This window comes from Oricola sp. (genome assembly GCF_022763245.1).
Lineage (GTDB): Bacteria > Pseudomonadota > Alphaproteobacteria > Rhizobiales > Rhizobiaceae > Oricola.
Genome location: NZ_JALEGV010000020.1, coordinates 42,292 through 54,729, shown reverse-complemented (window position 1 = coordinate 54,729; position 12,438 = coordinate 42,292). Strand labels below are relative to the sequence as shown.

The following is a 12,438-nucleotide window of genomic DNA, read 5'->3' as shown; positions in this document are numbered from 1 at the left end:
TGATCGCTGCCGTCAGCGACGTCTTGCCATGGTCAACGTGACCAATCGTGCCGATGTTCACATGCGGCTTCGTGCGCTCAAACTTACCCTTAGCCATTTACCTATCCTGTCTGTTTGGTGGCAGAACATGGGAGCCCATGTTTGGGCCGGGGACATAAGGCTTTAAGGCGCCAATCGCAAGCGCAAATCGCCATGGACGCGGCGGGCGGCCCTACCTCTGCCGACAGCGTCGGTGACGGAACGTCACGAGGCGAACGTCGCGTGATTGGTTGTCGTTTGGCGACCCCGGCAGGATTCGAACCTGCGACCATCGGCTTAGAAGGCCGGTGCTCTATCCAGCTGAGCTACGGGGCCGTTCCGGGCTCTTGTGACCGTGACGGATGACGCGGTCAAGCGCCATCGACGCAGTTAGTGCGTCCAAGGCGTCTTGCGGTCGAACTTGAAATTGTCGGAATAGGAAATCACGCGTCTCTTCGCCGATTTCGGATCATCGATTCGATAGGCGATGCCGTGCTTTTCGGCATAGGCGATGGCATCTTCGCGACTCGAAAACCTCAGGCGCACCTGCGCGAAAGGATCTGAGGAGGACGTGTAACCCATCAGCGGCTCGACCGTGCGCGGCGAATTGCGATCGAACTCGAGCAGCCAAAGGCCGGTCTTGGCCTTGCCGGACTGCATGGCGGTCTTGGAAGGACTGTAGATACGGGCGGACACGGGCGGCCTCTTTTCTGCTGCGTTGCCTTCGAACCAGGTGTCCGACAGTCCGAACTGGTCGGAGCGGCAGGATTCGAACCTGCGACCCTCTGGTCCCAAACCAGATGCGCTACCAGGCTGCGCTACGCTCCGAACTCAGACCGCGGACATGCGCGGACTCGACCCGCATACAACGGCTGACCACCGGCGGCAACTGTCTCTATTCGCCGCGTTCCGAAATCCTCGGATGAATGACATGGTCGCCAGGTTGCAACCCGAGCAGATTGGCCAGACCCGCATTGATCTCGACCACATAGCGAACCGGAACCCCGGAGGGGATCGACGCGACCGAAAATGGCGTCGCATCACGCGCGATCGTCTTCAGCTCGCCGTCGTCGGCGACAAAAAGGAGATCGAGAGAACGCGGTGTGTTCTTCATCCAGAAGGATACCGGCCGGCTTTGTTCGAACACGAAAAGCATCGCCCGGTTGCCTGGAAACTCGGTGCGGAACATCAACCCACGCGACCGCTCTGTCGCGTCGTCCGCGATCTCGACTGCGAAACGCGCGATTTCCACGTCGCCGCGCTGGATCGTCAACGCTGCCTCGTCCACCGGCAGCAGCATCGGAGCCTGCACGGCAGCCTCCTGCGCTGTCGACGTTTCGAACGCCGGAACGGTCGCGACGAGCGCACACGCGACAAGAAGAGCACGGGAAAAATGTCTGGATCGGTTCATGAATTTCGCCTCGGGAACGGCGAACACTGTCAATGCGATGATGGCATTTGTGTGCCGAGATCGGGATAGATTTCGGCGGCCATCAGCCCCTTGTCACCATCGCCGAAGCGAACGATGACAACCTGGCCGGCACGCAGTTCCGTCAACCCGAAACGCCGCAGAGTTTCCATGTGGACGAAGATGTCTTCTGTCCCCTCGCCGCGGGTCACGAAGCCGAAACCCTTGGTACGATTGAACCACTTCACGATCACCCGCTCCAATCCGCTGGTCGGCGTGACGTGGACATGGGTCTTCTGTTCGGTCTCACCGGGATGCACCGCCGTGGAATTGTCCATGGAGACGACATGAAAGGCCTGCAGCCCCCGTTCGCCCCGGCGCGCCTGGCAGATGATTCGGGCGCCCTCGAGCGCTGTCTGATAGCCGTCGCGGCGCAGGCAGGTCACGTGCAGCATCACGTCGCCCAGAGCGCTTTCGTCGGGCACGACGAAGCCGAACCCCTTCGCCACGTCGAACCACTTGATCGAGCCGGAAACCTCGAACACCTCCGTGTCATCGGCACGGGCAGCGGCGCGTTCCTGACCGACCGCTATATCTCGCTTGTCCCCCATCTGCCGCACTTGAGTCCCGGTTTGCTTTGGTGATTCTCTTTTCGGAGGATAGCATCGGCACATCCGAAGACCACAAGGCACAAACTTTGTTTTTCACATATCCTTGCGGAAAATCGAGATGTCATCAGGGAACCCCATGCCCTGCTGCCGACAAGGAGACGCCGGTACTTTGCCTCGGCGCCACGACGGTCTAAAAGGCCCGCGAATGGGAGAACCGACATGCGCTATTTGCACACCATGGTCCGCGTCCGCGACATCGACGAGTCGCTGGATTTCTATTGCAACAAGCTCGGGCTGACCGAGGTCCGCCGGATCGACAACGAGGCCGGCCGCTTCACGCTAATCTTTCTTGCCGCGCCCGACGACAAGGAGGCAGCGGAAGCCGGCGGTGCGCCGACGGTCGAACTGACCTTCAACTGGGACCCCGAGGACTATCAGGGCGGCCGCAATTTCGGGCACCTCGCCTATGCGGTCGACGACATCTACGAAACATGCCAGCGGCTTGCCGATGCCGGCGTCGTGATCAATCGGCCGCCCCGCGACGGCAACATGGCCTTCGTGCGATCTCCGGACGGCATTTCGATCGAGCTTCTGCAAAAAGGCGACCCGTTGCCGAAGGCAGAACCCTGGGCATCGATGGAGAACACCGGCTCCTGGTAAGCATCGGACGCCCCGGCCGAATCATCATTTAGCCCCATTTGCGCCCTAGCGGCGCTGGGGAAAACGTCGTGCATTTGTCGAATCAGGCAATTGTCTGGTAGCTTTTCGTTTACCTGGTCAAGTTCAATTAGGCTAAAATTGCACGAAGTTGGGGATAAAGGCGGGACAGTGACAGGCATCTTCGCGAACGGGCATGCGGCCCGGTGCACAAAGTGGCTCGCACTTCTCGCGGCTGCGACGAGCCTCAGCGGTTGCATGGTCTCGGCGCTGGAAACGGCATCGATCTATCCCGCTCCTACCGAGCAGGGATTTGGCTACGCCGCCCCGGCGGCACCCGCTGAAGCGATCACCGCGATGGCTGGAAGCGAGCCGGCATCCGCTGGCGCTTCAAACCCGTTTGCCGATAGCGCCGATGCATCGGTTCAAGCCAGCGCTTCAATGAGCGCCCCGACCCCGGCGAACGATGTCGCTGAACCGGTTGATCCGGCAACCGCGCGGATCTATGCCGCGGTCGGTTCCGCCCCGACACCGGCACCCGCCCCCGCGCAGCCGCTTGCAGGCATCGCGAAACGGACGAGTGGCCTTCTCGCAATGTTCTCCCACAAGCCGTCCTCGGGCGGAGCACGGACGGCGCTGGTTCCGCCGGCGCCGCTGCCGCAGGAAAGCGCCCAGGCCGAAGCCTGGAGTGCACCGACGACAAACGACACGACTGCGGCACGGGCGACGATCGCCTCTGCAAACCTGTCGAGCCTGCCCGGAGTGGATCGCGACCGCGTCCTCGGACTGAAGTCATCATCTGAAGACACGGCGCCGAGCAGCAATGAACCGGTCCGGGTGGCCTCCGCTGCGGGGCTTGCCCGCCTCGCTCCGAACGGACTGCGCGTGCAGAACAGCGGCGTCGACGTCAATTGCCTCAAACCGGCTCTGGTGAAGGTGCTCAACAAGATCGAACGTCACTACGGTCGCGACGTGGTCGTGACTTCCGGCTACCGCAATCCGACGCGCAACAAGAAGGCGAGCGGCTCGGAAAACTCGCTGCACATGTATTGTTCGGCCGCCGATATCCAGATCGAAGGGGTCAGCAAATGGGAGCTTGCCTCCTATCTGCGCTCCATGCCGGGACGCGGCGGCGTCGGCACCTATTGCCACACCGAGTCGGTGCATATCGACATCGGCCCGGCGCGCGACTGGAACTGGCGCTGCCGTCGCAAGAAATAGCGGCAAACTCTTGATTCTTCTTGACGTCCAGAATTCCGCTGCGCTCCGGCGGCGGTCATGCACGCCCTCGAAAAGCGCCCAACCCGACGCTTTCTCCATCCCGTTGAAAAAAACATGACAAGGCGCGGTAAACGGGCTTGCGGTCGGCGGAGAATATTTCTATAGACCCGGAACCTGATCCGCGCCCATCGTCTAGCGGTCTAGGACGCCGCCCTTTCACGGCGGAAACACGGGTTCGAGTCCCGTTGGGCGTGCCACAGCTTTCTTCAAAGATGTGTCGAATAGATTGCGTTCCACGGGGACTTGCGACCCTGTGCGATACGCACGATTTCCGTCGCCCGAGACGCGTCTATGACGCGGCCAGCATCCAGTTGATCATGTCACGCCAGTCGGTCATCCGGATCGGCGTGCCGTGGCCGCCAGTCTCGAAGCGCACCATGCGCACGGGATAGCCGGACGTCTCGCGCAAGCGCCGGTAGAACGCCTCGACGTTGCCGATCGGAATGACCGAATCCGCGCTGCCGTGCCCGAGGAAAACCGGAACACGGTGTCGCCAGGCGGCCGAACCGACGAAGTTGTCAGCGCCGAAAGACCCGAGAAGGGCAATCCCGGCCATGCGCGAGGCGATCGCCTCGTTCTGCGCCAGCGCGTGACAGACCGACCCGCCAGCAGACCCACAGGCGAGCACCAGCCGGCCGTTCGGCACCTGCTTGAGAACGGCGTCCAGCAGGTAGCGGATCCGGGCAGCCGCATGATCGTCCAACTGGCCGCCGTCTGGCGTGATGTAGACGCCGCTGTTGCGCACCATCAGGTTCTTGATGCGATTGAAATTGCCGCCAAATGAGAAGTCGTTGACGCCCTGCTTGCGGTCTCCGCCACGCCCGTGAACATAGACGGTGACGATGCGCGCATTGACCGGATTGCCGACGACGAAATAGTCGATCTCGCCCGCTTGCGTGGGAAAGGTCTGCTCGGTCTGGCGCCGGCGGGGCATGAGATCGACATAGCGGCGATTGACGCGGCGCTCGGGGACGCTGTCGCGCTTGTTGATGTCGCGCAGCTCACGATAATCGACGACGAGATAGGCGCCGTCGTCACGGCGCTCGATAATGCCGGGATAAGAAAACAGGCGATCCTTGAACGGATCGAGCTGGAACGCCGAAGCCGGCGCGGTTGCCAGAAGGCACGCCATCACCGCCCACAGCACGAACAGGAAGCGAAACTGCCCCCCTCGGACCGCATACCTGTCTTCGACTGAAATCCGCACCTGGACCATGCAACCAGCCTAATGTCGATTCGGGATCGTGTTCAACCACGCGCGGCGGATGATCGCTCCAGCGCCCGGGCGAAATCCTGCGGCGTGTCGATGTCGTCGGTGGCCGCGACCTCCACCTCGACGTCCAGCATCGGCTCGTCACTCTCAGCAATCAGGCCCCGCAGGCCACGATCACCCTCAAGCCGGTCAGCCAATATGACAAGCCGCGCCGGAAGCCAGATCGGATGGGCGGGTTTTCCCGCATGCGTGGCCTGCACGGCGCGGTCGGGATCGGCAACCGCCGCCTCAAGCACCGCTGCGATCGCCTCTTTCGGTAAGGACGGCATGTCGCCGAGCATGACGAGAACACCTGAGGCGCCCTCTCCCACGGCCTGGCGAAATCCGGCGCGAACCGATCCCGAAAGCCCGTTCGCATAGTCCGGATTGTGCACGAAGCGGCACGGCAACCCTTCCAGCGCCCGACACACGTGTTCGGCCTCATGCCCGGTCACGACGAAGACGGTATCGAGGCTGCAATCAAGCGCCAGCTCCACCGTCCGACGAATGACGGGCACGCCCGGCTCGATCTCCAGCAGCAGCTTGTTCTCCGCGCCCATGCGCGTCGACCTGCCCGCAGCAAGCACGACCGCGGCTACGGCGTCCGGGCGCCGCAAATCCGCAGTCATTTACGATCCACCGGTCTGGCAGTCTCGCGTGGGTGTGGCCGCACCGGAATCTCGGTCAGCAAACCACCGACGCCCATCGCGACGATGTCCTCGCCGGTAACGGCGATGCCCGCGCAGAGCCGCTGCAGCACCCAGTCGAACCCGTTCTCCTTCGGGCTGCGCGCACATCCTGGCGCGCCGATCACAGGCTTGCCGTCGATCTCTCCGAGAACCAGCAGATTGCCCGGATCGACAGGCATACCGACATGCAGAATCGAGCCACCGGCCTTCTCGATCGCCTGCGGCACGACATCGCGCCGATCCGTCACGGCGGACGCGCCGAACACAAGCACCATGTCGGCCTCCGCGATCCGTGCCGCGATCTCGGCCGAAAGGTCGTCCGCGACATGGTCCGTGCGGCTTTCGCTTGCCAGCGTGGCGCTCAACGCAGTCAACCGAGCCTCAGTCACGCGGCAGGTCTTGTCCAGGACCGAAGCCTTCGTCCCCTTCACCCGTGTCTGCACCACTGCGACCTTGAGCCCGGCTCTGAAAGGCCGGACCGCGATGGTCGCCGGTTGGCGCACCTCGGCGACGGCTGTTTCCACGAGCGAACCCGCCACGGCGAAGGGAATGATCTTCACGGTGGCGACCATCTGACCGGAGCGCACATGTGCATGGTTCGGCAGCGTCGCGAGCGTGATCGCAGGATCGATCCGGTTGAGCGCGTCGATCCGGTCCGGCGCGACGACGAGAACGCCGTCGGCCTCCGCGTGAAAATTGACGCGACCGGTACCGACGTCCTCCCGGCGAAACCCGTCGAGCGCGAAAACGTCCGCGATCCGGCCAGCCGCTTCGTCCTCCAGAATGTCGCCGGCTTCGGGCACGGCGACGGTGATCGCCTCAACACCCGCCGACCGCATCGCCGACAGGTCGCCGCTGGTTAGGGCGTGCCCCTTGCGCAGCTTGCGCCCCGGCGCCAGCAGAAGCGAATGGGCCAGAATGGAGCCGACGAGGGCGTCAGTTCCGTCCAGCGGCCGGGTTCCGAACCACATGGGATCAGGCGGCCGCCAACTGCGCCGCGATCTCCCGCTTGCGAAACGCCTCGATTACCTGTGCAAGGACCGCGACCGCTATCTCGGCCGGGCTCGACGCCCCGATATCGAGACCGATCGGCGCGGCGATCGTATCGATCGCCGCCTGCGGCACGCCTTCCGCCAGCAGGCGCTCCACGCGTTTCGCGTTCGTCTTGCGACTGCCGAGCGCGCCGACATAGAAGCACTTCGCTTCCAGTGCGGCCTTCAGCGGATAATCATCGATCTTCGGATCGTGCGTGATCGCGCAGAGCGCGCAATACGGATCGAGCGGGCGCTGCTTGAACACCTCTTCGGGCCACTCGGCATCCAGAAGAACGCCTTCGAAGCGCTCAGGCGTCGCGAATGCTGTCCGCGGATCGATCACTTCCATGTCGAAGCCCGCGATCGTCGCCATCGGCGCCAGGGCCTGGCTGATATGCACCGCCCCGATCACCACGAGCCGTGGCGGCGGCAGGTGGACATTGACGAAGAATTCACGGCCGTCGGCCTCAACGACACCTGACTTTCCGGTCCGGAACGCCTTGGTCAGACTGTCGCCCAGATCGCCAGCGACGGGATCGCCTTCCTCGACCACCCGATCGCGGCCGTCGCCCAGATCGGTCACCAGCGCGATCGCCCGACGGGCGCCACGGGCGGCATTGAGTTTTTTCAACGACAAGGGATCCATGGCAGCGTCACCCGACCCGTTCGACATAGACGCGAATGCGCCCGCCGCATGACAGGCCGACTCGCCATGCGGTTTCGTCTGCCACGCCAAATTCCAGCATCTTCGGCTCACCGGTCTCGATGACTTCGAGCGCGTCGGCGATCACGGCCCCTTCGACGCAACCACCGGAGACCGAGCCCTCGAAATTCGACTCGCTGTCGATGACCAGATGGCTCCCGACCGGCCGGGGCGCGGACCCCCAGGTTTCGACCACCGTCGCCACGGCCAAGGGCCTCCCTTCGCGCATCCAGTCTTCCGCCACCTTCAGCGGGTCGTCGTGAAACTGCTCGGACATCATCTCACCTCCACGGCCGATCAAGCTGCGCGCTCGAACTCGCGCAGCCAATCCATCGGCGATCTCATGCGTTGATTGGACGACGATCCCGTTCCAAGCGCAAGACACAGATCCGAGATCGAATCGAGCGAATGCACCGGACGGAACTCGTCCACATGCGGCAGCATCGTGCGCACCCCCTTGGCCTTCGCCTGAAAGCCTTCGAAGCGCAGCAACGGGTTCAGCCAGATCAGGCGACGGCAGGATTTGTGCAGGCGCTCCATCTCGTGGTCGAGGCCATCGACCTCGTCGCGCTCCAGCCCGTCCGTGATCAGCAGCACCGTCGCGCCTTGCGAAAGCACCCGGCGCGACCAATGCCGGTTGAAGCTTGCCAATGTCTCTCCGATTCTGGTCCCACCGGACCAATCCTCGACAGCCTTCGCGCAATCGTCGATCGCGGCGTCGATGTCGCGATGGCGCATCTGGCGGGACACATTGGTCAGCCGTGTGCCGAACAGGAACGTGTGCACATGGCGGCGATGCTCGGTTAGCGCATGGAGGAAATGCAGGAAGACGCGGGAGTACTGGCTCATCGAGCCCGAGATGTCCGCGAGCACGACGAGCGGCGGATGCACGACGCGCGGTTCGCGGAACTGCGGGATGATCAGGTCTCCGCCGGTGCGCATGGCGTAGCGCATGGTTCTGCGCGGATCGACCCGCATCGGGCGGCTCGACGGCTTGAAGCGTCGCGTCTTCACCTCGTCATGCGGCATGCGCAATTCGGAAAGTGCCTTCTTGGCCAAGGCCAGTTCAGCCACGCTCATCTGGGCGAAATCCTTCTCGCGCAGCACTTCCTGCCCCGAGAAACTCATCCGCGCGTCGAATTCGATCTTCGGCGGCTCTTCTTCCTGCTTGCGGTTCTTGTGACCCTCGAACAGCGCGTCGGCAACACGAGATTCGGCCGCCCGCTTCTTCTCTCTTTCGCGCGTGTCCTCCGCCTTGGGGGAGAACATCTGGAGCATCTTTTCGACGAGTTCGCGAGAACGCCAATAGAGCCGGAACGCCTCGTCGAACACGACACTGTCCTCGTGCCGAGTGACCAGAACCGAATGCAGGGTCCAGTAGAAATCGTCCCGGGTCCCGATTCCGGCCGCGAGAACCGCCTGGATCGCGTCATTCACCTGCGCCGGACCGACCTTCATGCCCGCCTTGCGCAACGTCCTCGCGAAATAGACGATATTGTCGGCCAGGCGGCCTTCCGCCGGCTTCTGGTTCTTCTGCGGATCGGAAGTGAAGGTCTCCATCGTCAGGCCGAAGCGAGTTCCGCCTTCACGTCATCGAGGATGCGCTTGCCCTCGCTGCCCTGCAGTCGGGCGATATCGTCCTGATATTTCAGGAGCACGCCGATCGTGTCGGAAATCGTCGCCGGATCGAGCGCGATCTTGTCGAGTTCGGTCAGCGCCGTTGCCCAATCGATGGTTTCGGCGACACCGGGAACCTTGAACAGTTCCATCTGCCGCAGCTTCTGAACGAAGCGCACGATTTCCTCCGACAACTGCCTGTTGGCATCCGGCGCCTTGCGGGAGACGATATCCAACTCGCGCTCGGCGCTCGGATAATCGACCCAGTGGTAGAGGCAGCGGCGCTTCAGGGCGTCGTGGATTTCGCGGGTACGGTTCGTCGTGATGATCACGGCCGGTCGTTCCGCGGCCTTGATGGTTCCGTATTCGGGGATCGTGACCTGGAAGTCCGACAGAACCTCAAGCAGAAAGGCTTCGAAGGCCTCGTCCGTACGATCGAGTTCGTCGATCAGAAACACCGGCGGACGGCCCGGCTCGCCCGACAGCGCTTCGAGCACCGGCCGGCGGATCAGGTAACGGTCGGCGAAGATGTCGTGTTCGAGCCTGTCGCGATCGGAAATGCCCGCGGCTTCAGACATCCGGATTTCCAGCATCTGGGCGGGGTAGTTCCACTCGTAGACCGCGGACGAAATGTCGAGGCCCTCATAGCATTGCAGCCGGATCAGCGGCCGATCCAGCGCCTTGGAGAGAACCTTCGCGATCTCGGTCTTGCCAACGCCCGCCTCGCCTTCGAGGAACAGCGGCCGCCCCATCTTCAGGCTGAGGAAGAGGACGGTCGCGAGCGCCCGGTCAGCGACATAATCCTGGCTGTTCAACATCGACAACGTTTCATCGATCGAGGCGGGCATCGGTGTCGACATTCAAACGACTTTCTCTGATCTTAAGATTCCGGCTAGAGGCAACATAGTCAGAGCGCCACGGCTCGCCAAGGCCCAGTAAGGCGCTGCAGCGACAGTTCGCGCCGTTTGGGCCTTGCCCTCAAACGATGTGCCGTGCATCAAAGCGTCATGCCCATCCGTCACGCTATCGCAAGCTTCGCTCGCGCCCCACTCAGATGCCAGGCGCTCCGCTTCGCGCTCGCCGCTCTGCTTTCGCTTCCGACCCTCGGGCAAGTCCATGCGCAAGACGGTATCAAGATCGGCGCATCTGCCCCGATGAGCGAATACTTCGCGGTCCTCGGCGAAGAAATCGAGGCCGGTGCGCGCGCAGCGATCGAGAACGGGTTCGCCACGCTCACAATGTTCGACGACGCCTGCGAGGCCGAAGGCGGTGCAAAGACCGCCGACGCGATGATCGCCGCGGGCGTCGATATCGCCATTGGCTACCCATGTATCGAAGCCTTCGACGCCGCGATGCCGAAACTCGCCGAAGCGAACATCCCGCTCATCCTGCTCGGCGTGCAATCCGAGGCCATCGCCGCGGACCGCAGCAAGGGCAACTGGCCCGTCCTGCGCCTCGCGCCCAAGGCATCCGACGAAGCCGACGCATTGGCGACCTACATGAAACGCGTCTGGCGCGACGCCCATTTCGCCATCATCGACGACGGCACCCTGTACGGACGCCAACTCGCCGAAGCAGTGCGCTTCCGGCTGGAGGAAGACAATCTCCGCCCGGTCTTCACCGACACGTATCGCCCTCAACTCGACAACCAGATCGCGCTGGTGCGCCGGTTGCAGAAGGCCGGCGCAACCCATGTGTTCATGGGTGGCGACGCATATGACGCAGCCGTCATCGGCGCCGATGCCGCATCCATCGGGATCGACCTCACCCTGGCCGGCGGCAGCGCCTTCGTCGCGCCTCCAGCCGACGGAGGTCTCGCTGACGGAACGGTCTTCGCCGCGCTTCCGGAATGGCCCGCGGCAGACCGGATCCTGTCCGATCCCGCCTCCGGCCGGAAGGTTGAAGCGATTGGCGACGGATATCTGGTTCCTTCGCGCGCCGCCGTCGAGATCGCGCTCCAAGGGGTCGCCGGAGGCGGAAGCGGCGTTTTCTTCGGCGATTTCCTCGGGCGCACCTTCGAAACGTCACTCGGTCCGATCAGCTTCGATGGCAATGGCGATCTGACCCGCAACCTGTTCGAAATCTTCGTGATCAGGAACGGCGAACCCGTGCCGGCGACCGCAACCGGCGACACGGGCTCCATCCAATGAATGGCTGGACGCCCGGCTCGCGCAATCTGATCACAGACGTGGAAGGGCTATCCGTCGGCAATGCCGATGATACGCGCCTCAAATCCGGCGTCACGGCCCTCCTGTGCCACGAACCGGCTACCGCTGCCGTGCAGGTGCTCGGCGGCGCGCCCGGAACGCGCGAGACCGACCTTCTCGAACCGCACAACCTGGTGGAGAAGGTCGACGCCATCGTCCTGTCTGGCGGTTCGGCTTTCGGTCTCGACGCGGCCTCTGGTGCAATGTCAGCATTGGCCGAAAGCGGTCGCGGCTTCGCTGTCGGGCCCCAACGCGTTCCAATCGTCCCGGCTGCAATCCTGTTCGACCTCCTGAATGGCGGCGACAAGGCGTGGGGCGCCACACCGCCCTATCGCGATCTCGGCTACGCAGCGCTTCGCGCAGGCACAAGGGATTTCGCGCTCGGCAGCCATGGTGCAGGCACAGGAGCGATGACGGCGGACCTTAAAGGCGGCCTCGGCTCGGCATCGACCCACCTCCCGCAGGTCGGCGTGACGGTCGGCGCGCTAGCCGCCGTCAATCCCGTCGGCACAGCGACTGTCGGCGGAACCAGGCATTTCTGGGCGGCGCCGTTCGAGATGGGAAGCGAATTCGGCGGCCTGGGCATGCCGGAGCCCTTCCCGCAGAACGCCTCCCAGCTGCGGCTCAAACACCGCGCCGCCGACAATCCCCGCGAAAACACCACCATCGCCATCATCGCCACCGACGCCCGCCTCTCCAAAGCCGAATGCAAGCGGCTGGCGATCGCAGCGCATGACGGCTTTGCACGTGCCATATGGCCCAGCCACACACCGCTGGACGGGGATCTCGTCTTCTCCGTCGCCACGGGCCGGCGCGAACTGAAGCATGGTGCCGGAGACATGATCGATCTGTGTGCCGCCGCTTCCGCCACCATGGCCCGAGCCATCGCGCGTGGCGTGTTTCACGCGAAGCCGGCAGAAAAGGATCCACGCCCGGTCTGGTCGGCTCGTACCTGATCGGG

15 protein-coding genes and 3 tRNA genes are annotated in these 12,438 nt (G+C 63.5%); 5 read left to right on the top strand and 13 right to left on the bottom strand.

Going from position 1 to position 12,438, the window contains the following annotated elements:
* From MRY80_RS10525 to MRY80_RS10500, 6 genes are all read right to left on the bottom strand, one after another.
* Positions 1-97: GTP-binding protein (locus MRY80_RS10525; RefSeq protein WP_293290799.1), on the bottom strand; the 97-nt coding region annotated here is incomplete at its 3' end.
* A 180-nt stretch (positions 98-277) separates the two neighbouring features.
* Positions 278-354, bottom strand: a tRNA-Arg gene (locus tag MRY80_RS10520).
* 54 nt (positions 355-408) lie between these two features.
* Positions 409-714, bottom strand: coding sequence for an ETC complex I subunit (locus tag MRY80_RS10515; protein WP_293290791.1), 306 nt, complete (start codon positions 712-714; stop codon positions 409-411).
* Between the two features lie 55 nt (positions 715-769).
* A tRNA-Pro gene (locus MRY80_RS10510) sits at positions 770-846 on the bottom strand.
* Between the two features lie 67 nt (positions 847-913).
* Positions 914-1,330, bottom strand: coding sequence for a DUF192 domain-containing protein (locus MRY80_RS10505; RefSeq protein WP_293290789.1), 417 nt, complete (start codon positions 1,328-1,330; stop codon positions 914-916).
* A 128-nt stretch (positions 1,331-1,458) separates the two neighbouring features.
* Positions 1,459-2,037 carry a cold-shock protein gene (locus MRY80_RS10500; protein WP_293290787.1) on the bottom strand — a complete coding sequence of 193 codons (579 nt, stop codon included), beginning with the start codon at positions 2,035-2,037 and terminating at the stop codon, positions 1,459-1,461.
* A gap of 219 nt (positions 2,038-2,256) precedes the next feature.
* Between MRY80_RS10500 and MRY80_RS10495 the strand changes: the two genes are divergently transcribed.
* From MRY80_RS10495 to MRY80_RS10485, 3 genes are all read left to right on the top strand, one after another.
* Complete coding sequence (locus MRY80_RS10495; protein ID WP_293290785.1) at positions 2,257-2,697, top strand: VOC family protein; 441 nt, start codon at positions 2,257-2,259, stop codon at positions 2,695-2,697.
* A 168-nt stretch (positions 2,698-2,865) separates the two neighbouring features.
* Positions 2,866-3,915, top strand: a complete 1,050-nt coding sequence (locus MRY80_RS10490) for a D-Ala-D-Ala carboxypeptidase family metallohydrolase (RefSeq protein ID WP_293290784.1) — start codon at positions 2,866-2,868, stop codon at positions 3,913-3,915.
* Positions 3,916-4,096: 181 nt separating this feature from the next.
* Positions 4,097-4,172: transfer RNA gene (locus MRY80_RS10485), tRNA-Glu, on the top strand.
* Between the two features lie 92 nt (positions 4,173-4,264).
* On the opposite strand, the gene MRY80_RS10480 is transcribed toward MRY80_RS10485, so the two are convergent.
* The 7 genes from MRY80_RS10480 to MRY80_RS10450 are packed head-to-tail and all read right to left on the bottom strand — an operon-like array spanning position 4,265 to position 10,130.
* On the bottom strand, positions 4,265-5,191 hold the full coding sequence (locus MRY80_RS10480) for an alpha/beta hydrolase (RefSeq protein ID WP_293290783.1): 927 nt from the start codon (positions 5,189-5,191) through the stop codon (positions 4,265-4,267).
* 32 nt (positions 5,192-5,223) lie between these two features.
* Positions 5,224-5,856 (bottom strand): nucleotidyltransferase family protein, encoded by a 633-nt coding sequence (locus MRY80_RS10475; protein ID WP_293290781.1) that lies wholly within the window; start codon positions 5,854-5,856, stop codon positions 5,224-5,226.
* Positions 5,853-6,887, bottom strand: a complete 1,035-nt coding sequence (locus MRY80_RS10470) for a molybdopterin-binding protein (protein ID WP_293290779.1) — start codon at positions 6,885-6,887, stop codon at positions 5,853-5,855. Before MRY80_RS10470 ends, MRY80_RS10475 begins: the two co-directional genes overlap by 4 nt.
* A 4-nt stretch (positions 6,888-6,891) precedes the next feature.
* Positions 6,892-7,596 (bottom strand): XdhC family protein, encoded by a 705-nt coding sequence (locus tag MRY80_RS10465; RefSeq protein ID WP_293290777.1) that lies wholly within the window; start codon positions 7,594-7,596, stop codon positions 6,892-6,894.
* Positions 7,597-7,603: 7 nt separating this feature from the next.
* On the bottom strand, positions 7,604-7,930 hold the full coding sequence (locus tag MRY80_RS10460) for an XdhC family protein (RefSeq protein WP_293290775.1): 327 nt from the start codon (positions 7,928-7,930) through the stop codon (positions 7,604-7,606).
* A 20-nt stretch (positions 7,931-7,950) separates the two neighbouring features.
* Positions 7,951-9,213, bottom strand: coding sequence for a VWA domain-containing protein (locus tag MRY80_RS10455; RefSeq protein ID WP_293290773.1), 1,263 nt, complete (start codon positions 9,211-9,213; stop codon positions 7,951-7,953).
* A gap of 2 nt (positions 9,214-9,215) precedes the next feature.
* Complete coding sequence (locus MRY80_RS10450; RefSeq protein ID WP_293290771.1) at positions 9,216-10,130, bottom strand: MoxR family ATPase; 915 nt, start codon at positions 10,128-10,130, stop codon at positions 9,216-9,218.
* Between the two features lie 147 nt (positions 10,131-10,277).
* Here MRY80_RS10450 and MRY80_RS10445 point away from each other — a divergent pair, with 147 nt between their 5' ends.
* Both MRY80_RS10445 and MRY80_RS10440 read left to right on the top strand, forming a co-directional pair.
* On the top strand, positions 10,278-11,420 hold the full coding sequence (locus tag MRY80_RS10445; RefSeq protein ID WP_293290768.1) for an ABC transporter substrate-binding protein: 1,143 nt from the start codon (positions 10,278-10,280) through the stop codon (positions 11,418-11,420).
* Positions 11,417-12,433, top strand: coding sequence for a P1 family peptidase (locus MRY80_RS10440; RefSeq protein ID WP_293290766.1), 1,017 nt, complete (start codon positions 11,417-11,419; stop codon positions 12,431-12,433). The genes MRY80_RS10445 and MRY80_RS10440 overlap by 4 nt, the downstream gene beginning before the upstream one ends.
* Positions 12,434-12,438 lie beyond the last annotated feature (5 nt).

Bases quoted from the DNA above. Each gene is read 5' to 3' on its own strand.
- MRY80_RS10500 (WP_293290787.1), bottom strand. From the start codon at position 2,037: ATGGGGGACAAGCGAGATATAGCGGTCGGTCAGGAACGCGCCGCTGCC.
- MRY80_RS10465 (WP_293290777.1), bottom strand. From the start codon at position 7,596: ATGGATCCCTTGTCGTTGAAAAAACTCAATGCCGCCCGTGGCGCCCGT.
- MRY80_RS10460 (WP_293290775.1), bottom strand. From the start codon at position 7,930: ATGTCCGAGCAGTTTCACGACGACCCGCTGAAGGTGGCGGAAGACTGG.
- MRY80_RS10450 (WP_293290771.1), bottom strand. From the start codon at position 10,130: ATGTCGACACCGATGCCCGCCTCGATCGATGAAACGTTGTCGATGTTG.
- MRY80_RS10495 (WP_293290785.1), top strand. From the start codon at position 2,257: ATGCGCTATTTGCACACCATGGTCCGCGTCCGCGACATCGACGAGTCG.
- MRY80_RS10440 (WP_293290766.1), top strand. From the start codon at position 11,417: ATGAATGGCTGGACGCCCGGCTCGCGCAATCTGATCACAGACGTGGAA.
- MRY80_RS10445 (WP_293290768.1), top strand. From the start codon at position 10,278: ATGCCCATCCGTCACGCTATCGCAAGCTTCGCTCGCGCCCCACTCAGA.
- MRY80_RS10470 (WP_293290779.1), bottom strand. From the start codon at position 6,887: ATGTGGTTCGGAACCCGGCCGCTGGACGGAACTGACGCCCTCGTCGGC.
- MRY80_RS10455 (WP_293290773.1), bottom strand. From the start codon at position 9,213: ATGGAGACCTTCACTTCCGATCCGCAGAAGAACCAGAAGCCGGCGGAA.
- MRY80_RS10480 (WP_293290783.1), bottom strand. From the start codon at position 5,191: ATGGTCCAGGTGCGGATTTCAGTCGAAGACAGGTATGCGGTCCGAGGG.
- MRY80_RS10475 (WP_293290781.1), bottom strand. From the start codon at position 5,856: ATGACTGCGGATTTGCGGCGCCCGGACGCCGTAGCCGCGGTCGTGCTT.